Raw genomic sequence first — 25,707 nt, 5'->3', positions numbered from 1 at the left:
GACTGCCGCGACTACGGTTTCAGCGCGTCGACCGCCTGCCGCAGTTGCTGGTGAAGCGCTTCGCTGGGCAACCCCTGCGCCTCGCGAACGCGGATCTGGCGCAGCAGATCGGCCGCCTGAGCCGCCGCCAGGCTGCGCTCGCGCGCTGCCGCGGCCCCGCCCGATGGCTTCCCGCCGACCACGGCCGAACCCCCCGCCGCGCCGCCCGGCGCACCATCGACGACCACCTGCACACGTTCCGCCGCGGGCTGCGCACGGCGAGCCGTGATGACCATCGAGCGCGGCTGGTAGGGCCGTGGCATCGGTCGCTGTGCCAGCGGCTGCGGGCTGCCTCGACGCAACTCGCCGACCGCGGCACGCAAGCGTTCGTGCAGTTCCGCACTGGGCCGCCCCTCGGCCTCGGCTGCCCTGATCTCCCGCATGATCGCCTCCACCGTCGGTGGCAGCGCCGCCGATCGACTCGCTTCGCCAAAGCTCTCCGGTGGTGCCTTGACCACCACGGCGAACTCTTCCGGCGACGCAATCATCTTCGCCAGACGGAGATGGTTGTAGCGCATCGCCATCGTCAGCGCATTGTCGCCCCAGTCGCTCTGCAGGCTTGCGTTGGCCCCCGCTTCGAGCAGTTCACGCGCCTGCTCGAGATGTCCTTCGCGCGCCGCCATCATCAATGGCGTGGCGCCGTTGGGCGCCCGCGCGTTGACGTTGGCGCCCCGCGCGATGAGATCCCTGGCCACCTTGCCATGGCCGTTGAAGGCGGCATAGTGCAGCGCGCTCCACTGGTTGCCCTGACGATCGAGCGGGGCACCCCGGTCGAGCAGCCACTGCACTGCCGGCAGATGTCCGCCCCAGGCCGCGAGTTGCAACGCCTGCTCCCCATGGCGATTGACCCGCCGCACGTCGGCGCCGTGCTCGACGAACAGCGCCATCATCTCGATGTTCCCATACCAGGCGGCAACCATCAGGCCGGTACCGATGTGCGCCGCCTCGTACTCCGGGTTCAGCCCCTGCTCCAGCCAGCTCCGGACGGTTCGCAGGTCACCCCGCTCGACCGCGAACTCGAAGCTGGCCGGACTGGGTGTCGGCACCTGCGCCGCCAACGGCGACGCCAGCAGGCAGCAGATCAGCAGCAGGCAGGCGCCCGGCCTGGCCAGCGAGTAGCTCACGGTCCTTTCCTCCACCCGGTTCCGGTCACAGCCATCAGTCACTCCTCGCGTTGTCGCCTTCGGCACTTTTGCTTCACAATGTCAGGCTCATGTCGTTTCAGCTCCTTCCCGCGCTTGCCCTGTCGCTCCTTCTGCACGCCGCCGTGCTGTGGTGGAACGTTGTCGCATTCGACTTTCGGCCAGCGCCGACGCCACGGCTGCAGGCCTCACTGCAACCGCCAATCCGGCCGGAGCCCGCCAGTTATGATCCGCTGCTGAAGAACACGCTGTCGAGCGGCGATCCGTCGCCGGCAACCGCGACACCGCCACCGCAACCGACCGCCACGCCGACGTCGCGGGCAGTGGCGCGACGTCAGGTCGAGGCCGCACAACGCAAGATCTCGCAACATCTTTACTATCCACCCGAAGCCGTCGCTCGTGGCATCGAGGGCGAGGTCCGCCTGCTCCTCCGGCTGGGCGACGATGGCAGCATCGTCGACGTCCAGGTCGCTGCCGGCAGTGGCCACGCCATCCTCGACCAGGCGGCGGTGAAGGCGGCCTATGCGATGGGGCGGGCCAACTGGGCGCAGTCACGCGAGCTGATCCTGCCGGTGATCTTCCGCCTGCAGTGAATCCTGCCGCCGGCGGAAGATCAGATCCCACACTCCGTGCCCCAGGCGCAGGCCTCGCTGCTCGAAGCGGGTCGGTTGACGATCGGCGGGACGCGGCGCAAAAGCGGTCGCCGTGTTCTCCAGCAGGCTGTCGGCCGACAGGACGGCCAGCATCTGCTGTGCGTACTCCTCCCAGTCGGTGGCACAGTGGATGTAGCCGTCCGCACGCAGGCGACCGGCGAGCAGTTCGACGAAGGCCGGCTGCAGCAGGCGCCGCTTGTGATGGCGCGTCTTCGGCCAGGGATCGGGGAAGAAGATGTGCACGCCGTCGAGCGAGCCCGGCGGCAGCATGTCACGCAGCACCTCGACGGCGTCGTGCTGGACGATGCGCAGGTTGGTCAGCCCCATTTCGGCGACCAGCTTGCACAGGCTGCCGACTCCGGGCGTATGCACTTCGACGCCGAGGTAATCGTTCTCCGGATGTGCCGCGGCGATCGCCGCCGAGGTCTCGCCCATGCCAAAGCCTATTTCGAGGATGCGGGCTGCCCGACGCCCGAACAGCAGGTCGAGGTCCACCGCCGCCGCACGATAGGGCACGCCGATCCGCGCCATCATGTGCTGATGGTAGCGCTGCTGGGCATTCGACAGGCGCCCCTGCCGCCGCACGAAACTGCGGATGTGCGCCGCACGGCCGGTGCGCTCCACATCTTCGCTACCGGCCATGGCTAGGAGCCGATCAGGCCGCTCGTCGGTGATGAGGGGTCCGCCGAGTAATGCTTGCGTGCCATACGTCCGGCCAGGAAGGCCTCGCGCCCTGCCTCGACAGCCTTCTTCATCGCACTCGCCATCAGTACCGGATCCCGCGCATGGGCAATGGCGGTGTTCATCAGCACGCCGTCGCAACCGAGTTCCATCGCGATCGCCGCATCGGATGCCGTACCGACGCCGGCATCGACGAGCACGGGCACCTTCGCATTGTCGATGATCAGGCGCAGGTTCCAGGGATTGACGATCCCCATCCCGGAGCCGATCAGCGAGGCGAGAGGCATCACCGCGACGCAACCGATGTCCTCGAGCATGCGGGCCTGGATCGGATCGTCGGCACAATAGACCATCACCTCGAAGCCCTCGCCGACGAGCGTCTGCGCCGCCTTGAGCGTTTCCGGCATGTTCGGGAAGAGCGTCGCCGGATCGCCCAGGACCTCGAGCTTGCACAGCGGGTGCCCATCGAGCAGTTCGCGCGCCAGGCGCAGGGTCCGCACCGCATCGGCCGCTGTGTAGCAGCCGGCGGTATTCGGCAGGATGGTGAACTGCGACGGCGGCAGCACGTCGAGCAGGTTCGGCGCAGCGGCATCCTGGCCGATGTTGGTGCGACGGATCGCGACGGTGACGATCTCGGCGCCGGCAGCTTCGATCGCTGCCCGCGTCTCGGCAAAATCCTTGTACTTGCCGGTACCGACGAGCAGGCGCGAGCGGTAGGTCCGGCCAGCGACCGTCAGGCCATGGATTGCAGGATGCATTGGTCTTTCACTGGTTGATGGGGCTCAGCCGCCACCGACGGCAACCACGATCTCGATCCGGTCACCATCGAGCAGCGCGGTCTCGCCGTGCAGGCCACGCGGAACGATCTCGCCGTTGCGTTCGACAGCGATCCGCTTGCCGCCGTACGCGAGGGCCGCGATGAGTTCGGCGACCGTCAGCGACGAGGGAAAGCTGCGGCTTTCGCCGTTGATCACGAGTTCCATAGGGGGTCCATTCTAGCACGCCGCCCGACGGCAGCACGTTTGCCGCCGCGGCGGGTCCGGCACTCGGGCGCCGCACGGCGAACAAGAATCCTGCTGAACGACAGCGGGCGTTCGCTGTCTCGTTGCATCATCGTTCACGCTCGACTTCATGAACCTCCTGCGCCCCCGGCTCCTTTGCTGCGGGCTGCTGCTCGCCGGCTGCACCGGCATCCCGGACGGCATCGAGCCGGTCGGCAACTTCCAGCTCGAGCGCTACCTCGGCAAGTGGTACGAGATTGCCCGCCTCGACCATTCGTTCGAGCGAGGGCTGAGCGACGTTTCGGCACGCTATCGACTGTTGCCGGACGGCAGCATCGAGGTGCTCAATCGCGGCTACAGCGCGCAACGGCAAGGCTGGAAGGAAGCGATCGGCAAGGCCTTGCCACTTGGCGATGGCAGCACCGGATCGCTCAAGGTCTCCTTTTTCGGCCCGTTCTACGGCGGCTACCACATTGCCGCGCTCGATGAGCGCGATTACCGTTGGGCGCTGGTCGTCGGCCCAAACCGCGACTATCTCTGGATCCTGTCGCGCGAGCGCGAGCTGGCGCCAGGGATCCGGCAGTGGCTCGTCGACAAGGCCAGCGCGCTCGGTTTCGACACCAGTCGCCTGATCTGGGTCAGCCAGGAGCGCCCGGACGCCTGACCGTGACGCAGGCGCCGGGGCAGACAGGGATGCCCGGCGGCAGCAAGCGGGCGATGCGGCGAATCGGTCGTATGGTCGATTGATTCACAGTCTGCGGGCGGAGCGTGGCCGGCGAGGGCCGGGCGGCGTACCGCCGCCGCGCTAGGCAGGCTCGAACGGCGGCGCGAGGACGATCCGGAAACCGATGTCGCCGTCGCGCTCGTCGGGCGGGAAGGCTTCCCGCCTGCCGCAGCGCAGATCGCCCGGGAAGTCGAGCCACGATCCGCCACGCAGGGCGCGTGGCTGATTGCCACCGACCTGCGTGTTGCCCGGCACATGATACTCGTTGAGGCACCACTCCCAGACGTTGCCGGCCAGATCGTAGACACCAGCGGCCGCCCCGAGCGGATACATCCCGACGGCAACGGTACGGCCAACACCGCTCTCGTGACTGTTGGCGAGCGCCGGCTGCCAGTCGTCACCCCACGGGTAACGGCGACGACTGGCGCCCCCTTGGGCAATCCACTGCCACTCCCACTCCGTCGGCAGACGCACCACCTGCGCGCCCGCGAGGCCCCAGCGTGCGCTGAGCCAGCGACAGAAAGCGACCGCATCGGCCCAGCAGACGTTGATCGCCGGGTAGTTGTTGCCCGCCCAGCGCGCCTCGCCCGGCTGCTTGCGCTGCACCAGCCGCCGCCACCAGCGCCGGTCACGATAGCCGTCGCTGGCCATGACGAAGGCGCCGTACTGCTGCCAGGTGACCGGATAGCGCGCCACGCGCAGGGGATCGACGACGAAGCGGTGCTGCACCAGTCCTTCGATCTCGACCTCGCCGGCAGCGATGTCGACCCAGGCGATGTCCGGCAGACCGTCGGCAGCGAGGCCAACGCCACGCCGAGGATCACCCATCTGGTTGAGGCGCAGACCGATTTCCTCACGGCGCTCATGCGTCGTACCGTCGACCGCCAGTTCGTCGATGAGGATCAGCGGCTCCGGTCGCAGGAAACCGTGCAGGTACTTCTCCATGCCGGCGGCGAGTCCGCGCCAGGCGGCGATGCCGGCATCGCCGAAATCCTCGTCGCCTGGTGGCGTCGGCCGGTGGGCAAGTTCGTGCAATGCCAGCAAGGCCGGTCGCTGCTGCTCCCAGTGCCAACGCCCGGCACTTCCCTCGCTGCCGCCGGCAGCCTGCTGCCACGCGCTCGGCTCGCCGCTGCGACGCCAGTCACGTGCCGCCTGTTTGGCCTGCCGGCGCAACGCCAGGCTGTCGCGATAACGGGTGCACCACTGGCGCAGGCGTGGCCAGTGGCTGAGCAGCGTCTCATGCGCGAGCTCGATATGCCTCTCGTCGCTATCGACGATGAAGCCCTGCCGGCGCAGCAGATCCACCAGACGCGCCAGCGGCGGATCGGCGCGCAACGCAGCAACGTCGAAGATGCGGCGTGCAGGTACCTGGTCGATCACCGTCGCCAGTTCGGCGAACAGCCGTGAGCACGCCGCATCCAGTTCGACGTCGTGCGCGATCAGGCTCTCGATGTCGGCGGCGACACTGCCGACGGCGCTCGCCAGGCCGCCCATGCGCTGATAGGCGTCGAGAGTCAGGCCTTTTTCGGGATGGCGCTGCTCGTAGAGCCGCTCCAGGGTCAGCGAGATCAACGGCAGCGCCCCACGGGCAGCGATCGCCGCCGGCAGCAGGACGGCCAGCAGATCGGCCTGCACCGGCACCCCCAGAGCGGCCGCCGGTCCGGTGATGATGGCAAGCAGCGCCGCCTCGTCGGTGACGGGGTCGAGGACGAGCAGAGAGGCACGCAGGAGATCCTCGCCGAGCCACTCCAGCAGACGAGCCGTGAACTCGCTGCGCACGGTCAGCACGATGTGCAGCGCATCGACGCCGAGCAGTGACTCGACGAGGACGCGGAAACGGCGCGCACTCGCCAGCGGGGTGCCGGTGAACAGATCCTCGAACTGATCGAGCAGCAAGAGCGCCGGCTGCGGCATCTGGCGCAACGACGTCGCGATCGCCTGCGACAGGCGATCCTCACTGGCTGCCGACAGATCATGCGCGAGCAGCGCGGCCCGCAGATCAGTGCGTGCCGGCAGTGGCCCCGAGCGCAGCAGGAGTTCCCCCAACTGCCGAAACGGGCTCGCCTGCAGCTCGCATGGAAGGTAAGCGAGCCCACCCGGCCTCTCGGCCAGTCTGGCGACGACACCGGCGGCGACGAGCGACGACTTGCCGACTCCGGATCGGCCAACGATGCTCACCAGGCGGCTGTCGGCCAGTCGCGCGAGCACGCGCTCGGTGTCGCGCTCGCGGCCGAAGAAGAAGCGCTGTCCGGCCGGTCTGAAAGCGGCCAGGCCGGGATAGGGATTGACAACACCCTCCGCGGCAGACGCCCCACTGACCGAGTGCCGCCTGCCGGCCTTCCCGTCCGGTGCGGCCCGCTTGGCGTTCATCGGCTGGGCCTCGGCTGCCGGGTCTGCGAATCGATTGCCTGCCGACCAATCATCTCGTTCCGCCTGCTGCTCGACCACTTGGCCACCATTGTACGGAGCTCGACCAGGGTTGGCCAGCTCGAACGAAGTGCAAACAGGGATGGTCAGGAAGCCCGTCGCCACCCCTGCCGCAGCGTATGTGGAATATGTCCTTCAGCGCGCCGGCAGGCCGCCGATAGAATTCAAACATGTCCAGACAGATCCCACCCGCCACACCGGAAATCAACCGCCTGCGTGCCGCGGCGGCACTCATCCCGATCATCGAGGCCGGCCTCGAAGCATCCCGGTTCACTGCCGAACGAGCCGCTCTGATGGCATCCTTCTGCGAATGGACGACGCAGGAGCCCTACGAAGATCCCGAAGCCATCCGCCTGGCGGAAAGAGTCCGCCATGGTCTGCAACGCATCAAGCTGCCGCTCGCTGCGCGCTGAACACGAACGGCGGCGGCCATCGGGTGACCGCCGGCGGGGCCATTCAGGTCGGCGCTGAGGCCGCTTCGGCGAGGTCCGGGCGAGTCAGCAGTGCCAGGGCATCGGCCAGGTTGCGCACCGTGCGGTCAGGATTGTGCAGCTTCTCGAGGCCGAAGAGACCGATGCGGAAGCTGCTGAAATCGGCCGGCTCGTCGCACTGCAACGGCACGCCGGCAGCGGTCTGCACGCCGATGGCGACAAACCGGCGACCCGACTGGATCTCGGGATCATCCGTGTAGCTGACGACCACTCCCGGCGCCTGGAAACCCTCGGCAGCAACGCTCGCGAAGCCCTTGCCGGCCAGCAGCGCACGCACGCGCAGACCGACCTCCTGTTGCTCCTGGCGGACGCGCTCGAAACCGTAGTTCTCGGTCTCGCGCATGACGTCGCGCAGCGCCGCCAGGGCATCGGTCGGCATGGTGGCGTGGTAGGCGTGTCCTCCGTTCTCGTAGGTTTCCATGATCTGCATCCACTTTTTCAGGTCGCAGGCGAAGCTGCTGCTGCTCGTTGCGTCGATGCGGGCACGTGCACGCTCGCCAAGCACGACCAGCGCGCAACAGGGAATCCCGGTCCAGCCCTTTTGCGGCGCGCTGATCAGGACATCGATGTGGTGCGCGACCATGTCCACCCAGATCGCACCGGAAGCGACGCAGTCAAGCACGAACAAGCCGTCGACGGAACGTACCGCCTCGCCGATCGCACGCAGGTAGTCGCTCGGCAGGATCATGCCCGATGCGGTTTCGACATGCGGCGCGAAGACGAGGTCCGGTTTCTCTTCCAGGATGCGCGCCACCACCTCCTCGATCGGCGGTGGAACGAAGGGCGAGTGCCTCTCGTCGCCGACCCGCCGCGCCTTGAGGACAATGCTCGCCGACGGGATCTGCCCCATTTCGAGAATCTGCGTCCAGCGGAAGCTGAACCAGCCGTTGCGGATGATCAGGCACTTGCGGCCGCTCGCGAACTGGCGCGCGACGGCTTCCATGCCGAAGGTTCCGCTGCCGGGCACGACGATGGCCGTCGTGCCGTTGTAGACCGTCTTGAGGATGCGCCCGATGTCGCGCATGACTCCCTGAAAGCGTTGCGACATGTGGTTGAGGGAGCGATCGGTGTAGACCACCGAATACTCGAGCAGACCCTCTGGATCGGGTTGGGGCAGCAGTGCAGGCACGATTGTCTCCAGTTCTCTGGTTGGGTTTGTTGATTGGATTGCGGCTGACGAAGGAGCGCGAGCATAACGCCAAGTCCGCCCCCGGCGCTAGTCGGCGCCCTGCCTCCCGGGGCCATCACAGATCCTTTAGAATTCGCCGAACGCGCAGCGCCGCTGCCAGCGGCGCCGTGGTCGCACCCACCACACCGGAAACGCCCATGGCCGGAGCCAGCCTGCTCGCCCTGATCGATGACATCGCCACCGTCCTCGACGATGTCGCCCTGATGACCAAGGTGGCAGCAAAGAAGACCGCCGGTGTCCTCGGCGACGACCTGGCGCTGAACGCGCAACAGGTGTCGGGCGTGCGCGCCGAGCGCGAACTGCCCGTCGTCTGGGCGGTTGCCGTCGGTTCCCTGAAGAACAAGCTGATCCTGGTGCCCGCTGCCCTGGCGATCAGCCGCTTCATGCCTTGGGCGGTGACCCCGCTGCTCATGCTGGGCGGCCTCTACCTGTGCCTGGAAGGGGTCGAGAAACTGGCGCACAAGTGGTTGCAGCACGCGCACGACGGCAATGCTGACGCAGCCGAACTGGCGGCCCTCGCCGGCGGCGACGCCGACCTGCGGGCCCTCGAGGCCGACAGGATCAGGGGCGCCATTCGCACGGACTTCGTGCTTTCGGCCGAAATCGTCGTCATCGCCCTCGGCACGGTCGCCGGACAGCCGTTCACGACGCAGGTGGCCGTGCTTTCCGGGATCGGTCTGCTGATGACCGCCGGGGTCTATGGCCTCGTCGCCGGCATCGTCAAACTCGATGACCTCGGCTGCCACCTGCTGAAGCGACCCGGCGTGCTGGCGCAAACGATCGGTAATGGCCTGTTGCTGGCTGCGCCGCGACTGATGCGCGCACTGACGGTGCTCGGGACGGCAGCGATGTTCCTCGTCGGCGGCGGCATCCTGACGCACGGCATCGCGCCGCTGCATCACGCCATCGAGCATGCGGCGGCGCTGGCGGGCGAGGTCAGGCTGGCAGGCAGCGCCCTCAGGATGCTGACCTCGGCCCTGCTCGACGCCCTCATCGGCATCTCCGCCGGCGGCCTGGCATTGCTTGGCGTGAAGGCCATCGCCGCGGCGCGGCGAGTGCTCGGCGCTGCCGGCAGGACGCCGCCGAGCGCCTGAACCCGCCCAGCCCCCTAGCTCCTGGGCAGGCGGCCCATGAGGAAGAACTCCTCGTTCGGCCGCATCGAGGTCATGTTGGCCAATCGATTCGACATCGCGAAGAAGGCGGCTACCGCACCGATGTCCCAGATGTCCGGGTCGGCGAAACCGTGCTCGCGCAGTGCCGCGAGATCGTCATCGCCGATTTCAGCCGAATGCAAAGCCACTTTCAGGGCGAACGTGAGCATCGCCCGCTGCCGCGGCGTGATATCCGCCTTGCGGTAATTCACCGCCACCTGGTCGGCCAGCAACGGATTGCGCGCCCGAACGCGCAGGATCGCTCCGTGTGCGACGACACAGTACTGGCACTGGTTGGCACCACTGGTTGCCACGACGATCATCTCGCGCTCGGCCTTGCTGAGCCCGCTCTCCTTCTCCATCAGCGCGTCGTGGTATGCGAAGAAGGCGCGGAACTCATCGGGGCGGTGGGCCAGCGTGAGGAAGACGTTGGGAACGAAACCGGCCTTCTCCTGCACCTCGAGGATGCGGTTGCGGACATCCGCGGGCAATTCGTCGAGCGCGGGCACGGGGAAGCGACTGATCGGTGAGTGCATGGCCATCTCCATGGTGGGCGGGTGGTTCGATCGCGACATGATACACAATGGCCGCGACCGGCAGAGAAAGCGCCGGCCGGGACGCCGCTGTCAGACGCTCCTCGCCGCCACCCAAGCGATCCCTGACGCCCGGTGCCCGGGGCCCGGTGACGGCTGGCGGCGACCGCGCGCGCGACATCGGATCGTTCGCCTCCGCCACCAGCCGCGCCGGAAATCGCGGCGGCAGCGCCAGTCGGAAAATGCTGTCGCGGCGGCTGCGGAACGGGTTAGACTGCAGTCTTCCTGCAGACTGCCGAGCCGAACCGATGACTCCATCACCGCTGCGATCCCTTCTCCTGCTTCTGCTGCTGCTTTTCCTCGGTGGCTGTGCCAGCCGCCCGGTGAATCCGCCTCTCGCCGAGGCCGACCCACATGCTGGTTACCGTTTCCAGGTGCGCCACGCGCAGCAGGCCAAGGGAAAGGAAAATCTGGTCATTCTCGCCTTCTCGGGAGGCGGCACGCGCGCCGCGGCATTCTCTTACGGCGCGCTCGAGTTTCTCCGGCGTACCGAAGTGGTGGGACAGCAGGGCCAGACTGTCCGCCTGCTGGATACAGTAGACATCATCACCGGCGTCTCCGGCGGCAGCTTCACCGCGCTCGCCTATGGACTCTACGGCGACCGCCTGTTCGCCGAGTACGAACATCGCTTTCTCAAGCGCGACGTGCAAGGCGAGATCATCGCCCGTGTCTTCAGCCCAAAGAACTGGGGCGCCCTCTGGTCGCTCGGCTGGGGTCGTTCTGAGCTGGCGGCCGAACTGTACGACGAGATCCTGTTTCAAGGAGCCACCTTCGGCGATCTGGATCGTGGCCGCGGACCGCTGATCCTGGCGTCGGCGACCGACATCTCGACCGGCGCCCGTTTCGTCTTCAACCAGAAAACCTTTGACGTCATCTGCTCGGAGCTCAATGCCGTACGACTGTCGCGCGCCGCCGCAGCATCGTCGGCAGTACCGGTGGTCCTCTCACCAGTGACGCTCAACAACTACGGTGGCACCTGCCGCACGCAAATGCCCCCGTGGGTGAAACTCTTCACCGACGCCGCCGAGCCGCCACGACCGGCGGCACGGGCGATCCGTTCTCTGCGCGACCTGCAGGGCTTCGGCGATGGCGCCCACCGACCTTTCCTGCACCTGGTCGATGGCGGCGTCTCGGACAACGTCGGCATGCGCGCGGTACTCGACGCGCTCGAAATCTCGCAAGCGCTGCACGAGGCCGGCGCACCAACGCCGCTCGATGGCATCCGCCGCGTCATCGTCTTCATCGTCAATTCACTCTCCTCGCCGCCGACCGACTGGGACGAATCGGAGAGCCCACCGGGCCCCGTCAGCATCCTGCTGAAGTCGGCTGGTGTGCCGATCGACCGCTACTCCTATGAAGCGGTCGAACTGCTGCGGGACATGGCGGCGCGCTGGAAGACCCTGCGCCTGATCGGCCAGTCGTCGGCAATGGCTGCCAACAGGGATCCCGCAGTGGCCTCGGCTCTGCGCGTTCCGGATGCCGAGATCTATGCCATCGACGTGTCGTTTGGCGAGTTGCACGACAAGGAGGAAGAGGCTTATCTCAACGCCCAGCCGACTTCGTTCGTGCTGCCCGACGAGGCCGTCGATCGTCTGCGCGCGGCGGCGGGACGGATCATCATGGACTCGCCCGAATTCCAGCGAGTGCTGCGCGACGTCGGCGCGCGCATCGTCGCCGACCCGGCGCCGCCGCCGGTATCGACGGGTGCGCGCATGCCGTAGAACGGACGGGCAGCAAGGCCGCCGTTCCCGGAGGGCAGGCGAGCGCGCGACCTGCCGCCGACCATGTCCGTCGCGCCCATCGCCCGCCGTCCGGATACCCAGTGGCCCGATCCCGCGTCGGTAGTGTCTGCCTGACCGAGGCGGCAATCCTATGTCGGGCGACTTGAAGGCCAGCGCAGCACCCCTGTTGCCAGAGCCGTCCCGAGCACGACGATGGCGCCACCGAAAAGCATCCCGGCATCGAGGCGCTCGGCAAGGAAGATGCTGCCCCAGATGATGCCGAAAAGCGGGATGAGGAAGGTCACGGTCACCGCACGCGCGGCGCCAACGTTGGCGATCAGTCGGAAGAAGATGAGGAAGGCGAAAGCGGTGCAGCCCACGCCGAGCGCGATTGCCGCCGCCCACGCCAGGCGGCCGGGCGACTCCGCCGGCCAGAACCAGAGCGCCAGGGGCGTCAGGACAATCGCGGCGGCGATCTGCGAACCGGCGGCGCTGACCAGCGCCGGCACCTCGCCGAGAAGCCGTCGCGTCAGATGGGCGGCAAGGCCGTAAGACAGGGTGGCCAGCAGCATGGCGATGATCGCCCAGCCGCTGCCGCCGGGCTTGAAGTCCGCCTGCCCGACGGCGAGCACGAGAACACCGACGAAACCGACGACGAGGCCGGCAGCACGCGCCGCGCCGAGGCGCTCGCGCAGCCACACGGCGCCGATCAGCGCGGTAAAGATCGGCACAGTCGCATTGAGGATCGACGCCAGACCGGCGGTGATCGACAGCATCGCCCAGGCGATCAGCGCAAAAGGCAGCGCCGAGCTGAAGACACCGACGACGACGATGCCGACCGCGTGCGCGCGCAGGGCCCCGACCTGCCGCCGCAGCAGCAGCACGGGCGCCAGGCAGGCCGCTGCCACCGCAACGCGCAGCCAGATCAGCGGCAGCGGACCGAAGGCCGGCGCCGCGTAGCGCATGAACAGGAAGGAGCCGCCCCAGAGAGCGGCCAGCAGGACCAGGTCGCACAGGTCGCGCACGCGCATCAGTTCGCCCTCTCCACAGACACCCGCTGAGCCGCCGGCGTGACCGACCCCAGCAATCGGACTGCCGCCAGCCAAAGAAGCAGGTCGCCGGCGCTGACCTGTCGGCATGCGGGCGACGCACTCCGACCACATCGCCGACACCCCGGCACGCCGTGCCCCCGGCTCACCTTCCGCGACGCGCCTGAGACTCCCGACCGGGGCCGGCCCTACGGACCGAAAATGCGCGAGCCTACGGCATGCAGCTGCCCGCTGTCCAGGGAATCCCGCTTTGTCACCCGCCGGCAATGCCTGTTATCCTGCGCAGTGGCCGCACTCTTCCCGGCAGGCGAGCGGTCCGACCGCCCCACCGGCGACCCGGCGCGATCGCCCGCATCTGCCGACGCAATCACTGGCCGAGCGCCGCCGCGCCGAGCGGCCAACCCGCCGCGATGCCGCACTGCCACCAGCAGCGGCGTCACCACCAGCCAGAGTGAAAACGAATGAGTTATACCTTTGCCTCTGCCACCATCCTGCTGATCCTCATCACCGACCCGATCGGCAACATTCCCATCTTCGCCAACGCGCTGCGGCACGTGGCGCCGGCTCGGCGGCCGTGGGTGATCCTGCGCGAGGTGCTCATCGCTTTCGTCCTCCTGCTGCTCTTCATGTTCGTCGGCGAGGCTTTCCTGCGCCTGATGAACCTCAGCGAACTGTCGCTGCAGATTGGCGGCGGCGTGATCCTCTTCCTGATCGCGCTGCGGATGATCTTTCCGTCGCCTGGAACCAATGCCATCGACCCCGCAGGGGAACCGCTGATCGTGCCGCTCGCCGTTCCCGCCATCGCCGGACCGTCGGCACTGGCGACCGTTCTGCTGCTGGTGTCGCAGGCACCCGATCGCCGGCTGGAATGGATCGGCGCCCTGTGCATCACGATGGCGGTCAGCGCCATCATCCTCGTCCTCGCCGAGCGCATTCAGCGCATCGCCGGTGAGCGCATCGTCATCGCGCTGGAACGGCTGATGGGTCTGGTGCTGGTGGCAATGGCAATCGAGATGATCCTGCGTGGCATCAAGACCTTCGCCCTGCAGATCTCACAGGCTCACCCCTGAGACTTCGCCGCTTGCGCTGCCGTCCCGGGCAGCGCGCAGCAACGGCCGCGCACAAGGAATGCGGCATGGTGGGGATGCTCGCTCGCCAGGATCAGGAAGCACGCTGACGACGCCGCCATGCGCGGATCAGATACAGACGCCAGACGACACTGGTCACCAGGAAGCCGAGCGCCGAGAGGCTGCTGGCGAGTGCGATCAGGCCGACTGCCAACGGCTTGGAAACGGCCAGCATCCAAACCTGCATCGCCGCCGCCCAGCCGGTGAACGCGCCGGCACTGAACGCGGGAGGGGCGACGAAGCCGCTGCTGTCGCCGATCAGCAGGCGACCGAACTGGTAGGCGACGAGGTAGAGCGGCACGATGGTGAACGGGTTGGTGTAGAGCGTGACGAGCAGGGCAAGCGGCAGGTTGACGCGCAGGAGCAGGGCGCTGACCGCCGCGCCGATCATTTGCAGCGGTCCGGGAATCAGGCCGCAGAACATGCCGACGGCAACCGCCCCGGCCGCCGAGTGACGGTTCAGATGCCACAGCCGCGGATGCAGAAGCCACGGCGCGAACGGACGCAACCAGCGGTTGTTGCGGATCGAGTCGTGGTCGGGAAGGTACTTTCTCAGGAAACGGCGCATGCCGGCATTATCGCAGGCTGCGCCCGGCGATGGTCGATCGCGCGGCGGCGACGCTGCAAGCGACTCCACTGGCGCCGGCAGGCCGGATGCGCGCGCTTGCCGGCCCAGATCAAAGACAGGAGCACAGCACGGGCGCAGACTGGCGGCCCATTCCCATCACCACCGGAGACCACCATGCACGCCTGCGATCAGCCCCGTATCGATGCCATCCACGCCTTCGACGCTCGCGGTGTCGCGAAGCGCTTTCGCCACGCGGCGATCTTCGGTGCTCTCGATGTTCTGGTGCCGGGAGAGACCATGCGCTTCTGCAACGACCACGACCCCCTGCCACTGCTCGCGCAGCTCCAGAGCCGCTATGGCAGCGCATTGCAGGTCAGCTACGTGCAGCGTGAACCCGGCGCCGTCGTCATCGACTTCCTGCGAACCGCTTGAGGACCCCTGTCGTCTGCCGTATGCGCCCGCCTGTCCCCGGCTGCATGCGCAGGCCGTGAAGCCGGCGCGGTGTACCGGCACGCGCTCAGCCGGGCGTACGGAATGAGATCTTGCTGATCTACCTCGGTCTCGCGGCCCTGGCGAGCTTCGTCGCCGCGCTGGTGTTGCTGCTTCTCGGCCAGGCATCGCTGCCAGCGATCACACACCTGCTGCTGGCGGCGGGAATCATGCCGCTGATCTTCGGCGCCATCACCCATTTCATACCCGTCCTGACGCGCAGCAGCGCCGCACCACGAAGCCTGCTGCTGGCGCCGATCCTCCTGCAGCTTGCGGGCGTGGTGTCCGTTCTCGGCGTCCTCGGCGAAGCGCCACCGCCAGCCCTCACGACCGCAGCCAGCGGCACGCTGCTGCTGGCTGCGGCTCTCGCCGCCTGGATGAACCAGCGCGCGAGGCGGGCGCTCGGCACCCCGCATCCGTGCTGGCACTGGTACTTGGCAGCGGTCAGCATGCTTGGCGTGGGGCTGCTGCTGGTAGCCGCCATGGCACCGTGGCCACAGGCGCGCAACACACTAAGGCTGCTCCACCTGCACCTCAACGTCCTCGGCTTCGTCGGCCTGACCGCCTTGGGAACGCTGCAGGTCCTGCTGCCAACCGTACTGAACACCGCCGACCCGACCGTCAGCCAGCGCCTGCGGCGACACTTGCCAGTCGCGGTTGGCGCCGTCCTGCTGATCGCCATCGGTGCGGCCCTATCGCTGCCCTTGGCGCTGACGGGCGCTCTCCTGCTGTCAGTCGTCGTCCTCACTCTTGGGCGCGCCATCCTGACTTGCCACGGCTGGCGCCGGCTGCTCGGCGATGGTGCGGCGGCGCCCCTTGCCGGCGCACTGGCAGGGTTTCTGCTGCTGCTTGCCCTCGGAGCCGGCCACGCTGTCGGAACGCTCGACGGCCGTGACAGCACCCTCGCCTTCATCGTCGGCTTTCTCCTGCCCCTGGTCACCGGCGCCCTGACGCACCTGCTCCCGGTCTGGCTGCTGCGCGGCAAGCGGACGGCGCGTCGTGACCGGCTGCACACCGCCCTGCGCCACGGCGGCACGCAACGGGCATCACTGTTCCTGACAGCCGGCGCTCTGCTCGGCCTCGACATTTCGGCTGGCCTGTGGCCAGCACTGTTGGCGCTTCTCCACTTTCTTGGAGTTGCTCTGAGGGCGCTCTGCACAGACCGAGAGTAACCCGACAATGAGCTATTTTTGTACTTTAAAACAACATACTCCGAGAGTTTTGTGAAAAAAGTCTCAAGATCTGCGAGGTGCCTCCGTTGACCGGGATATGATCCACTCGGTCAAGCACCAACCACGGAGCGAGAGATGTTCAAGCACGATCATTTCCCTCAGATGCACTCATCGCGCCATGCATCGCGTCGGCTGCATCGTCGTCCGGCCCTCCCCGGCGACCTGCCGACGGGCCACTCGCATGCTGCGAGCGCCGTCGCGGAAGGCGGGGCGCACCACAGGCGGATGCGGCGCAGCAGGATCATGGCGACGCAAGCGACGATGCTCGAGCTGCTGGCAGCCGAGGCACGCATCGCGGATCTCGAGCGTGCCCTGAGCAGCGCGGAGGCGGCAGCGATGACCGATACGCTGACCGGCGCGCTCAATCGCCGTGGCTTCGAGCAGGCGCACGGGCGTGAGGTCGCCCGCTCGCGCCGCAACGGAAGTCCGCTGGCTCTGGCCCTGATCGACCTCGACGATTTCAAGCGTCTGAACGACACGCTTGGCCATCACGCCGGTGACGAGGCACTGATCCATCTCGTCCGCATCCTGCGCTCTGCACTGCGGCCATCCGACGTCCTCGGCCGGTTCGGCGGTGAGGAATTCGTCGTGATGCTGCCCGACACCGGGCTCGACGCGGCCGTGACCGCCCTCATCCGCTTTCAGCGCCAACTCGCGGACTGCCGCGTCGCGGGCAGTGGCGTCGCCTTGACCTTCAGCGCCGGCGTCGTCGTGCAGGAACCCGGCGAGTCACTCGTCGACTCGATCGAGCGCGCCGACGCCGCGACCTACGCCGCCAAGCGGGCAGGAAAGAACCGCGTACTCGCCGGCTGAGGCCTGGCGGCGTCGCACGCCGCCGGAGCAAGGGCCTGGATCGGCATGGTAGACTGGGTGCTCTCCCATCTGCCCGACAGCCATAGCCATGCGCTACATCTCGACTCGTGCCCAAACCGCCGGTGCGGCGGATTCGTCCAACCGAACGTTCTCGGAAATCCTCCTTGGCGGTCTGGCACCTGACGGAGGCCTCTATCTCCCGGCCAGATACCCCAGGATCGACGAGTCCGATCTCGCCCAGTGGCGCGAGTTGTCCTATGCCGATCTGGCCTGCGCCGTTCTGGCGCGTTTCATCGATGACATTCCGCTCGACGATCTGCGGACCCTGACGCACAGGACCTACACACCCGCCATCTACGGCAACGGGCGCAACGATTCCGCTGCCGGCGAGATCACGCCGCTGCGCTGGCTCGAGCCGCCGGCGCAGGGACGTGGCGAGGGCGGACTGGCGATCCTTGAACTGTCCAATGGGCCGACCCTGGCCTTCAAGGACATGGCCATGCAGTTGCTCGGCAACCTGTTCGAGTACGTCCTGGAGCGCAACGGCGAGGAGATCAACATTCTCGGCGCCACTTCGGGCGATACCGGCTCGTCAGCCGAGTACGCGATGCGTGGCAAGCGCGGCGTGCGCGTGTTCATGCTCTCGCCGCATCAGCGAATGAGCCCCTTCCAGCGCGCCCAGATGTACTCGCTGCAGGATCCCAACATCTACAACATCGCAGTGCGCGGAACGTTCGACGACGCCCAGGACATAGTCAAGGCGGTGTCGAACGACCAGGCGTTCAAGACGCGCTACCGGATCGGTGCAGTCAATTCGATCAACTGGGCACGCGTCGCCGCCCAAGTGATCTACTACTTCAAGGGGTACTTCGCAGCGACGCGTGAGCTCGGCGGCAGCGGCGGGCGACAGGTCGCCTTCGCCGTTCCCTCGGGCAACTTCGGCAACATCTGCGCTGGCCATATCGCGCGCATGATGGGGCTGCCGATCGGCCGTCTGGTCCTGGCAACGAACGAGAACGACGTCCTCGACGAGTTTTTCCGCAGCGGCGTCTACCGCCCGCGCGCCACCAGCGAAACCGCAGCCACCTCGAGTCCGTCGATGGACATCTCGAAGGCTTCCAACTTCGAGCGCTTCGTCTTCGATCTGGTCGGCCGCGACCCGGACCTCATTCGCCAACTGTGGTCGCAAGTCGACGCCGGCGGCAGTTTCGACCTGTCGTCAATGCCCTGCTTCGCCCGTTTGCCCGACTTCGGCTTTGTCTCTGGTCGCAGCACACATGCCGACCGCCTTGCGACGATACGCCGCACCCATGACCGTTACGGACTGGTCATCGACCCGCACACCGCCGACGGGCTCAAGGTCGGCAGCGAATACCGCACGGCCGATATGCCGATGGTCGTTCTGGAAACCGCCCTGCCGGCGAAGTTCGAGGCGACGATCGTCGAAGCGCTCGGGCACAGACCCGATCGACCCGCAGGCATGGAAGGCCTCGAGACACTGCCGCAGCGCGTCGAGGTCATGGACGTCAATGTGAACCAAGTACAGCGCTTCATCGCGCGACACGTGCAGTGAAGGGGCGCCGACCGGGCTTCAGAGGTAGATGACCGCTGGGAAGACGGCCGCAGCCAGGACCAGGACCAGCCATTCGAGATTGTGTCGCGCCAGGAACCCCGTGAAGTGCATGATCAGTATCGTGATCGCCAGTACGTAGAACAGCGCAAATAGCATCAGACCACCCTCTCCCTGTTGGCGGAAGCCACAACCTCCGGCCCGCTCGCGTCGTCCGGATGATATCACCGCGGCAGCCGCAGTTGGCAGCACGGACATCCCGCTGCCGCGGTGCTGCCCCCATGCGGCCCACCGCTTGAAGGCGTGGCCGGTCAGCCCTGGAAACGCATGGACAGATCGAGCGCCCGGACATCCTTCGTCAGGCCTCCGATCGAGATGCGATCCACACCGGTTTCGGCGATTGCGCGGACGGTCTCGAGGCTGACGTTGCCCGATGCCTCGAGCACCGCGCCGCCAGCCGCAAGCGCCACCGCCGCGCGCAGCTGATCCAGGCTCATGTTGTCCAGCAGGACCATCTCGGCACCACAGGCGAGCGCCTGGCGCAGCTCGTCGAGGTTCTCGACCTCGATCTGCACGAACTGGCAGACCCCGCCGCTGGCGGCTGCGACCTGCTTCGCCGCCGCCAGGGCCGCAGCGATGCTGCCGGCGGCAAGGATATGGTTCTCCTTGATCAGGATTCCGTCGTAGAGACCGAGCCGATGATTGCCGCCACCACCGCAGCGGACGGCATACTTCTGCGCCAGCCGCAGTCCGGGAATCGTCTTGCGCGTGTCGACCACCTGCGCCCGTGTCCCCGCAACCCGCCCGGCATACTCCCCGGCCCTGGTCGCGACGCCGGACAGCAGTTGCAGGAAATTCAGAGCGCTGCGCTCGCCGGTCAGCAGGGCACGCGCCGGTCCCTCGACCTCGCACAGCGACTGGCCCGGCCTGATCCGTTCGCCATCACCCGCCTGCCAAGCGATCCGCACCGCCGGGTCGAGTTGCCGGAAGCAGGCGGTGAACCAGGCAGAACCGCAGAGGATGGCGTCCTCGCGCGCAACGACCGTCGCCCGCCCGATCCCCGCAGCCGGTACCAGTTGCGCCGTCAGGTCGCCGCTGCCAACATCCTCGGCCAGTGCTGCGGCAACATTGCGCTCGACTTCGCCTTCGAGCATGGCTGCAAAGGTCATGAGGAATCCCGTACACTGGCGTCAACTGCGCGGATCTTATCACCAATAGGAGGCACCAATGCTCGATCTGTTGCTCGTCACGACGGGCGTCCTGCTCGCCCTGGCCTTTGCCGGAGGCCTGGTTTACCTGTACGTGCAGGACGTGACGCAGGAAAAGCACGCCGTGCTGCGCAACTTCCCGCTCGTCGGCCATCTGCGCTATCTGTTCGAGAGTCTGGGCGAGTACTTCCGGCAGTATTTCTTCCTTGGCGACCGCGACGAAATGCCCTTCGACCGGGCAACGCGGAGCTGGGTCTATCGCATGGCGAAGAATCAGGGCGGGATCATCGGCTTTGGCTCGACCTACCGCATCCACGAGCCGGGCGCACTGGTATTCGTCAACGCACCCTTCCCGGTCCTCGACGAGGAACAGCGACCGACACCGCCACTGCCGATTGGCGAGGGTTACTGCACCACCCCGTTCAGCGGTCGCTCGCTGGTCAACATCAGCGCCATGAGTTTCGGCGCCATCTCGCGACCCGCGGTGCGTGCGCTGTCGCGGGGCGCTGCCGCCGCCGGCTGCTGGCTGGACACCGGCGAAGGAGGCCTGTCACCCTACCATCTCGAGGGCGGCTGCGACATCATCTTCCAGATCGGCACCGCCAAGTACGGCGTCCGCGATGCCAGCGGACAGCTTTGCGACCAGCGGCTGAGTGAACTGGCAGCGCACGAATGCGTCCGAGCCTTCGAGATCAAGCTGTCGCAGGGAGCGAAGCCGGGGAAAGGGGGCGTCCTCCCGAGCACCAAGGTGACACCCGAAATCGCCGAGATTCGCGGCATTCCCCTCGGCAAGGATTCGCTCAGCCCAAACCGTCACCGTGATGTCGCCAACATCGACCAGTTGCTCGACCAGGTCGAACACGTGCGCGCGATCACGGGCAAGCCGGTCGGTGTCAAGACCGCGATCGGCGGCAACGCGTTCATGGACCAACTGACGGGGGCCGTCAGGCGTCGGGGGCTGCATGCCGCACCGGACTTCCTGACGATCGATGGCGGTGAGGGTGGCAGCGGTGCGGCGCCGCAAGCCTTGGCCGACCACATGGCGCTGTCGATCGACGAAGCGCTGCCGCTGGTGGCCGATGCACTGATCGCCAGCGGCCTCAAGCAGCGCATTCGCCTGATTGCCGCCGGCAAGCTGGTCACGCCGGCGCGCGTCGCGTGGGCACTCGCAGCCGGTGCCGACTTCGTCAACACGGCACGCGGTTTCATGTTCTCGCTCGGCTGCATCCAGGCCCTGCGCTGTCACGCCAACACCTGCCCAACCGGCGTCACCACCCATGACCCCCGCCTGCAACGCGGCCTGGTCGTCGAAGACAAGGCGGAACGGGTTGCCGCCTACTGCCGCAACATGAACCGGGAGATCGCGATGATCGCCCACTCCTGCGGTCTTCCGCACGCGCGCGGACTGCGCCGCGAGCACGTACGCATCGTCCAGCCCTCAGGACGCAGCATCGCGCTTCACACTCTCCATCCCTACCCCGACACCCCGATGCAATGAGCGGGTTTGAGGAAGTCTTCGCGAGCAGCGCGAGATGCACGGCGCGGGCGAGCGAACCACTCGCCATTCCGGCCAGCGCGCACTGCCCGGATCGCTGCTGGCTGCGGCTCAGTCGTCGGACCGTCCGGGCAACCCCGTCGGGTCACAGTCCTTCGGCGACCCATGCGTCGCTCGGCAGATCGGGCACTCCGGGAGTGATGACGAATCGCGTCAGCGCGCGCGGGTTCATGAGGCCGACCCCCCCTTGCACCAGCCGATAGTGGAGCACCGGCCGTTCGAAGAGGCCGGTCAGGTTCATCAGCCGTTCGGCTAGCGCCGGCTTGCGGACGCCCTCGGCGGCCATGTACAGCACGTGGCCACCGATGAAGAAGAACTCGATCCGCGCGCTGAAGTGGTCGCCGTCCAAGCCACCAGAGAAGGGTTCGACACGCTGCTCCGGCGTCAACGCGCACAGGCTCAGGTTGTGCTGACCGGGCAGATGGGCTGCAAGGTCGCGTGTCGTCTCGATCTCGACACAGGCGATCGCGGCAGGGGCAAAAACCTCGGTTTGCGCTCCCGAACCGATGATCAGCGGCTTGCCGCTGAACAACTGCCCGCCACGCCGCAGGCTGTCGACGATGGCCGACAGGCTGGTTTCGTCGGTGGGAACGAAACGCCGCGCACGGTTCGCGGTGGTGATCACGGTAATGTGGCTTGTCATGCTGGCACTCCATCGATACGCAGCACTGCCGGCTGCCACGGCTGGCGCTGTCAGTCAGCCGTACGGTTCCTGCCCTGCACCCACAGCACGTCGCCGCAACCAGCTGTGCGGTTGAGCGCGCGACCAAGGACGAACAGCAGATCCGACAGGCGATTGAGGTATTTTCGCGCGAACTCGGAGACGCTCTCGCTGCTGGCCAGACTCACCACGTGCCGCTCGGCGCGGCGGCATACCGTCCGTGCCAGATGGGCCAGCGCTGCGGCGCGGCTGCCGCCGGGCAGAATGAAGTCCTTCAGCGGTGGCAGGTCGTCGTTGAAGCGCTCAACGAGGGACTCTAGGCGTACCACCTGCGCATCGCTGATCATGTTCATACCGGGAATGCACAGTTCTCCGCCGAGATCGAAGAGGTCGTGCTGCACGCCGGTCAGGGCGTTCCTGACCTCGTCAGGAATCTCTTCCGCCAACAGCACGCCGATGGTCGAATTGAGTTCGTCGACCTGGCCGATCGTCTCGATGCGCAGACTGTCCTTGGCCACGCGCGTACCATCTCCGAGGCCGGTGGTACCGGCATCACCGGTCCGCGTGACGATCTTCGACAGACGATTGCCCATGCTGGCTTTCCTGATCAAAATATTCCCGATTATAGAACAAGGAACCGCCGTGACTGGGCCTGTGCTGAACCTGAGTGCCAATCTGAGCTTCCTGTTCACCGAGTATGAGTTCGGTGAACGTTTTGAGCGGGCTGCACGAGCGGGCTTCCGCGGCGTCGAGTACATGTTCCCCTACGCCTGCGATGGCGATGAATTGCGCACGCTGCTGCGTGGGAACGGCCTGGTGCAGGTCCTGCACAACCTGCCTGCTGGCAACTGGTCGGCCGGCGAACGAGGCATTGCCTGTCTGCCGGGACGTGAGGCCGACTTCCGCGAATCGGTCGCGCTGGGCATCGACTTCGCACGCACGCTGGACTGCCGGCAGCTCAACTGTCTTGCCGGGATCGCACCGGCCGGCGTTCCCGACGAAGAGCTGCGCGCGACCCTGACGCGGAACCTGCGCTACGCCTCCGGACAACTGGCGAGGCATGGCATCCGGCTGCTGATCGAACCGATCAACAGTCGCGTCGACATGCCCGGCTTCTGGCTCGACACCCCCGCCAAGGGACTTGCATTGATCGCCGAGCTGGCAATCCCCAACCTCTGGCTGCAATACGACATTTACCACGCCCAGGTGATGGCGGGAGACCTGGCACGAACGATCGCAGCCAACATCGATCGCATCGCGCACTTCCAGCTGGCCGACAACCCGGGCCGCAACGAGCCCGGCAGCGGCGAGATCAACTATCCGTTTCTCTTCGAACTGCTTCGTCGCCTCGGCTATGGCGGCTGGCTGGGCTGCGAATACCGGCCAAGGCGCGGGGATACTGAAGGCAGCCTCGGCTGGGCGCGCGAATGGCTGGCCCCCCGTGCGACCGCCGAGCGCTCGCCGGGCGTACCGTTCAGCCCGCGCCGACCTTGACGCCTCGCAGCCGACTGCGGCAGACCGCAGCGGGAAAGGTGCTCAGCCTTCGGCAAAGGCCTTGCAGAAACGGAGGTCTTCAGAATAGGGGAAGAAATCGTCGACGTGGCCAGCGCGGATTCTTTCCTGCGTAGTCTGCCAGAAGCGGACGCTCAACAACGCACGATGGTACTTCAGGAAGGCCGCGCGGACCTTTGCCGAACCAAGCAGGAAGCTCGCGAACTCCTCCGGGAAGACGTCGTGCCTGCCGACGGAATACCAGGGCTCGCCGGACATCTCCATCTCGGGATACGGCGGCTCCGGGATGGCACGAAAGTTGATGTCGGTCATGTACTCGATCTCGTCGTAGTCGTAAAAGACGACGCGTCGGTAGCTGGTCACACCGAAGTTCTTCCACAGCATGTCGCCCGGAAAGATGTTTGCGATCGCCAGCTCCCTGATGGCATTGCCATACTCGCAAACGGCCTGATCGATCTCCGCGGGTGTTGCCGCGTCCAGGTAGATGTTGAGCGGCGTCAGGCGACGCTCGATGTACAGGTGCTTGATCACCAGATTGTCACCCTCTTCCTCGATCAGCGACGGCGCCAGCGTGCGCAAGGCGTCGAGGAGTTCGACCGAAAAGCGCTTCTTCGGCAGCAGAACCTGCGAGAACTCGAGCGTATCCGCCATGCGGCCGACCCGGTCCACCTGTTTGACCATCAGATACTTGCGCTTGACCGTGTCGCGATCCATCTCCTTGCTCGGTCCGAACACATCCTTGATCAGCTTGAAGACATAGGGGTAGGAAGGGAGAGTGAACACGAGCATCACGAGGCCGGCAATACCCGGCGCGATGACGAACTGATCCTGCGAATGCCGAAGATGCTGCTTCAGGTCGCGGAAAAAGAGGATCTTGCCCTGCTTGCCGAGGCCGAGCATCGTGTAGATCTCCGACGGGGGCTTGTGCGGCATGATGCTGCGCAGGAACTGCACGTAGCCCGACGGCACCTCCATGTCGACCATGAAGTAGGCGCGTGAGAGGGAGAACAGGATGCTGATCTGCGCGCTGTCGAGCAGGATGGTGTCCACCACCAGCTCGCCGGCCGGCGAATGCACGACAGCCACGGCAAACGGGTACTCGGCGTGGCCGTTGATTCCCTTGCCAAAGATGTAGGCTCCCTTGTTGCGATAGAAGGCCGAATGCAGGACCTCGATCTGGGCGTTGGCCTCGGCCACCGGCCACTCGCCCATCCGCTGCCTGAGCGTCCGCATGATGTAATCGACGTCGCGATCGAGGTTCTCGAAAGGACGCTGCCAGTCGCAGTCCACGATGATCTGCCGGACCGTCCGACGCAGTCCGCGCTGCGCCGGATAGTAGCTGCGATAGACCGGCGGGTAGGACTGGATGTACTCGGTCGACACCGCCGGCCGGGCGAAGATGTAGTCGTTGTTGAAGTAGGTTCGATGCAGGATCTTCGTGCACACCGAGTTGAAGAAGGTCTCGGCGAGCTCGGGCTGCTTGTGGTTGATCAGCTGCCCGATGTAGAACAGCTTGAGCTGCTGCCAGGTCGCGTCGTCGAGAGCCTCCGCACCGTAGTTTGCGCACAGCAACTCGGCGGTCTCGCTGACCCGATCATCGTAGGAACGGATACGCTCGCGGACCGCATCATGAACGCCCTTCCAGTCCGCCGCCTCGAAGAGCAGCTTGGCCTGCTGGCCGTAGTGGCGAATGATGCGGTAGTGCCGGTTGAAACCATCGATCATCGCCTCGGCGATACGGCGTGGAAGCAGGTTGTCAATGCTCGGAAGATCCATGGCCAGCACTCGCAAATCCAACACGCCGGCATTCTAGCACCGCGCCTGTTGCGCCGCACCAAAGGCGCTGCGGGCAGCGCTCCGGACCACGGCGGCGACGGCTGGAGCACTCTGCGCGAATCGCCTCGAAGCCCCCTCTACGAGCCAGCCGGCAGAACATTCGCCACTGGCAAATCGTCGGCTTTTGCTAGATAATCGCGCGTGGCGCCGCTGGATGGTTTGCTTCTGACAGAGTCCCTCGAGCCCACGAACAATCAGCAACGCGACAGTCCCGGTTCGGGTGCCAGCACCGCAGGCCGGGAGCAGCGGCGCTGGCACCCGAAGCGGATGTTTCA

The 25,707-nt window shown here is 66.6% G+C and carries 26 protein-coding genes; 12 read left to right on the top strand and 14 right to left on the bottom strand.

Annotated features, from left to right (window positions below):
- Positions 1 to 11 precede the first annotated feature (11 nt).
- Complete coding sequence (locus NFW30_RS04165) at positions 12 to 1,163, bottom strand: ankyrin repeat domain-containing protein (protein ID WP_295355912.1); 1,152 nt, start codon at positions 1,161 to 1,163, stop codon at positions 12 to 14.
- An 89-nt stretch (positions 1,164 to 1,252) separates the two neighbouring features.
- On the opposite strand from NFW30_RS04165, the gene NFW30_RS04160 reads away from it, so the two are divergent.
- Positions 1,253 to 1,774: an energy transducer TonB gene (locus NFW30_RS04160; protein ID WP_295355911.1), complete on the top strand. Its 522-nt coding sequence runs from the start codon at positions 1,253 to 1,255 to the stop codon at positions 1,772 to 1,774.
- Here the strand turns inward: NFW30_RS04160 and trmB are convergent.
- From trmB to thiS, 3 genes are read right to left on the bottom strand one after another with little or no spacing between them, the layout of a single operon-like run.
- Positions 1,733 to 2,476: a tRNA (guanosine(46)-N7)-methyltransferase TrmB gene (gene trmB / locus NFW30_RS04155; protein WP_295355910.1), complete on the bottom strand. Its 744-nt coding sequence runs from the start codon at positions 2,474 to 2,476 to the stop codon at positions 1,733 to 1,735. The two genes, NFW30_RS04160 and trmB, sit on opposite strands and share 42 nt — an antisense overlap.
- 2 nt (positions 2,477 to 2,478) lie before the next feature.
- Positions 2,479 to 3,273 carry a thiazole synthase gene (locus NFW30_RS04150; RefSeq protein WP_295355909.1) on the bottom strand — a complete coding sequence of 265 codons (795 nt, stop codon included), beginning with the start codon at positions 3,271 to 3,273 and terminating at the stop codon, positions 2,479 to 2,481.
- A gap of 24 nt (positions 3,274 to 3,297) precedes the next feature.
- Entirely contained in the window at positions 3,298 to 3,498 is a 201-nt protein-coding gene (gene thiS, locus NFW30_RS04145) for a sulfur carrier protein ThiS (protein WP_295355908.1), read from the bottom strand.
- A 148-nt stretch (positions 3,499 to 3,646) separates the two neighbouring features.
- Here thiS and NFW30_RS04140 point away from each other — a divergent pair, with 148 nt between their 5' ends.
- Complete coding sequence (locus NFW30_RS04140; RefSeq protein ID WP_295355907.1) at positions 3,647 to 4,180, top strand: lipocalin family protein; 534 nt, start codon at positions 3,647 to 3,649, stop codon at positions 4,178 to 4,180.
- Positions 4,181 to 4,321: 141 nt separating this feature from the next.
- On the opposite strand, the gene NFW30_RS04135 is transcribed toward NFW30_RS04140, so the two are convergent.
- On the bottom strand, positions 4,322 to 6,610 hold the full coding sequence (locus NFW30_RS04135; RefSeq protein WP_295355906.1) for an SUMF1/EgtB/PvdO family nonheme iron enzyme: 2,289 nt from the start codon (positions 6,608 to 6,610) through the stop codon (positions 4,322 to 4,324).
- 227 nt (positions 6,611 to 6,837) lie between these two features.
- Between NFW30_RS04135 and NFW30_RS04130 the strand changes: the two genes are divergently transcribed.
- The gene (locus tag NFW30_RS04130) at positions 6,838 to 7,080 is read left to right on the top strand and encodes a hypothetical protein (protein WP_295355905.1); all 243 of its coding nucleotides are present in this window, start codon (positions 6,838 to 6,840) and stop codon (positions 7,078 to 7,080) included.
- A 43-nt stretch (positions 7,081 to 7,123) separates the two neighbouring features.
- Here NFW30_RS04130 and NFW30_RS04125 read toward each other — a convergent pair whose 3' ends face one another.
- Positions 7,124 to 8,287, bottom strand: coding sequence for an aminotransferase class V-fold PLP-dependent enzyme (locus tag NFW30_RS04125; RefSeq protein ID WP_295355904.1), 1,164 nt, complete (start codon positions 8,285 to 8,287; stop codon positions 7,124 to 7,126).
- 197 nt (positions 8,288 to 8,484) lie between these two features.
- Here NFW30_RS04125 and NFW30_RS04120 point away from each other — a divergent pair, with 197 nt between their 5' ends.
- Positions 8,485 to 9,441, top strand: a complete 957-nt coding sequence (locus tag NFW30_RS04120) for a DUF808 domain-containing protein (RefSeq protein ID WP_295355903.1) — start codon at positions 8,485 to 8,487, stop codon at positions 9,439 to 9,441.
- A 14-nt stretch (positions 9,442 to 9,455) separates the two neighbouring features.
- Here NFW30_RS04120 and NFW30_RS04115 read toward each other — a convergent pair whose 3' ends face one another.
- Positions 9,456 to 10,034: a peroxidase-related enzyme gene (locus NFW30_RS04115; protein ID WP_295355902.1), complete on the bottom strand. Its 579-nt coding sequence runs from the start codon at positions 10,032 to 10,034 to the stop codon at positions 9,456 to 9,458.
- 305 nt (positions 10,035 to 10,339) lie between these two features.
- Here NFW30_RS04115 and NFW30_RS04110 point away from each other — a divergent pair, with 305 nt between their 5' ends.
- Complete coding sequence (locus NFW30_RS04110; RefSeq protein ID WP_295371778.1) at positions 10,340 to 11,812, top strand: patatin-like phospholipase family protein; 1,473 nt, start codon at positions 10,340 to 10,342, stop codon at positions 11,810 to 11,812.
- 149 nt (positions 11,813 to 11,961) lie between these two features.
- Here NFW30_RS04110 and NFW30_RS04105 read toward each other — a convergent pair whose 3' ends face one another.
- The gene (locus NFW30_RS04105; protein ID WP_295355900.1) at positions 11,962 to 12,843 is read right to left on the bottom strand and encodes a DMT family transporter; all 882 of its coding nucleotides are present in this window, start codon (positions 12,841 to 12,843) and stop codon (positions 11,962 to 11,964) included.
- A gap of 479 nt (positions 12,844 to 13,322) precedes the next feature.
- Here NFW30_RS04105 and NFW30_RS04100 point away from each other — a divergent pair, with 479 nt between their 5' ends.
- Entirely contained in the window at positions 13,323 to 13,931 is a 609-nt protein-coding gene (locus tag NFW30_RS04100; protein WP_295355899.1) for a MarC family protein, read from the top strand.
- 91 nt (positions 13,932 to 14,022) lie between these two features.
- Here the strand turns inward: NFW30_RS04100 and NFW30_RS04095 are convergent, their stop codons facing one another.
- Complete coding sequence (locus NFW30_RS04095; RefSeq protein WP_295355898.1) at positions 14,023 to 14,556, bottom strand: DUF2062 domain-containing protein; 534 nt, start codon at positions 14,554 to 14,556, stop codon at positions 14,023 to 14,025.
- 174 nt (positions 14,557 to 14,730) lie between these two features.
- Between NFW30_RS04095 and NFW30_RS04090 the strand changes: the two genes are divergently transcribed.
- From NFW30_RS04090 to thrC, 4 genes are all read left to right on the top strand, one after another.
- Entirely contained in the window at positions 14,731 to 14,988 is a 258-nt protein-coding gene (locus NFW30_RS04090) for a DUF2249 domain-containing protein (protein ID WP_295355897.1), read from the top strand.
- A 110-nt stretch (positions 14,989 to 15,098) separates the two neighbouring features.
- The gene (locus NFW30_RS04085) at positions 15,099 to 16,217 is read left to right on the top strand and encodes a hypothetical protein (protein ID WP_295355896.1); all 1,119 of its coding nucleotides are present in this window, start codon (positions 15,099 to 15,101) and stop codon (positions 16,215 to 16,217) included.
- Between the two features lie 303 nt (positions 16,218 to 16,520).
- Positions 16,521 to 17,090 (top strand): GGDEF domain-containing protein, encoded by a 570-nt coding sequence (locus NFW30_RS04080; protein WP_295355895.1) that lies wholly within the window; start codon positions 16,521 to 16,523, stop codon positions 17,088 to 17,090.
- A gap of 88 nt (positions 17,091 to 17,178) precedes the next feature.
- Entirely contained in the window at positions 17,179 to 18,663 is a 1,485-nt protein-coding gene (gene thrC, locus NFW30_RS04075) for a threonine synthase (RefSeq protein WP_295355894.1), read from the top strand.
- Between the two features lie 18 nt (positions 18,664 to 18,681).
- Here thrC and NFW30_RS04070 read toward each other — a convergent pair whose 3' ends face one another.
- Positions 18,682 to 18,819, bottom strand: coding sequence for a hypothetical protein (locus NFW30_RS04070; protein ID WP_287461646.1), 138 nt, complete (start codon positions 18,817 to 18,819; stop codon positions 18,682 to 18,684).
- A 152-nt stretch (positions 18,820 to 18,971) separates the two neighbouring features.
- The gene (nadC, locus tag NFW30_RS04065; RefSeq protein ID WP_295355893.1) at positions 18,972 to 19,829 is read right to left on the bottom strand and encodes a carboxylating nicotinate-nucleotide diphosphorylase; all 858 of its coding nucleotides are present in this window, start codon (positions 19,827 to 19,829) and stop codon (positions 18,972 to 18,974) included.
- Between the two features lie 58 nt (positions 19,830 to 19,887).
- Here nadC and NFW30_RS04060 point away from each other — a divergent pair, with 58 nt between their 5' ends.
- Complete coding sequence (locus NFW30_RS04060) at positions 19,888 to 21,366, top strand: FMN-binding glutamate synthase family protein (protein WP_295355892.1); 1,479 nt, start codon at positions 19,888 to 19,890, stop codon at positions 21,364 to 21,366.
- A gap of 142 nt (positions 21,367 to 21,508) precedes the next feature.
- On the opposite strand, the gene NFW30_RS04055 is transcribed toward NFW30_RS04060, so the two are convergent.
- Together NFW30_RS04055 and NFW30_RS04050 are read right to left on the bottom strand one after the other, a co-directional pair.
- The gene (locus tag NFW30_RS04055; RefSeq protein ID WP_295355891.1) at positions 21,509 to 22,066 is read right to left on the bottom strand and encodes a hypothetical protein; all 558 of its coding nucleotides are present in this window, start codon (positions 22,064 to 22,066) and stop codon (positions 21,509 to 21,511) included.
- Between the two features lie 50 nt (positions 22,067 to 22,116).
- Positions 22,117 to 22,677, bottom strand: coding sequence for a cob(I)yrinic acid a,c-diamide adenosyltransferase (locus tag NFW30_RS04050; RefSeq protein ID WP_295355890.1), 561 nt, complete (start codon positions 22,675 to 22,677; stop codon positions 22,117 to 22,119).
- 61 nt (positions 22,678 to 22,738) lie between these two features.
- Between NFW30_RS04050 and otnI the strand changes: the two genes are divergently transcribed.
- Complete coding sequence (otnI, locus tag NFW30_RS04045) at positions 22,739 to 23,578, top strand: 2-oxo-tetronate isomerase (protein ID WP_295355942.1); 840 nt, start codon at positions 22,739 to 22,741, stop codon at positions 23,576 to 23,578.
- A 42-nt stretch (positions 23,579 to 23,620) separates the two neighbouring features.
- On the opposite strand, the gene aceK is transcribed toward otnI, so the two are convergent.
- On the bottom strand, positions 23,621 to 25,372 hold the full coding sequence (gene aceK / locus NFW30_RS04040) for a bifunctional isocitrate dehydrogenase kinase/phosphatase (protein WP_295355889.1): 1,752 nt from the start codon (positions 25,370 to 25,372) through the stop codon (positions 23,621 to 23,623).
- Positions 25,373 to 25,707 lie beyond the last annotated feature (335 nt).

The sequence above is a fragment of the Accumulibacter sp. genome (assembly GCF_023806635.1).
Taxonomy (GTDB): Bacteria; Pseudomonadota; Gammaproteobacteria; order Burkholderiales; family Rhodocyclaceae; genus Accumulibacter.
The sequence above is the reverse complement of the archived record's forward strand: the minus strand, read 5'-3'. Positions and strand labels throughout refer to the sequence as shown.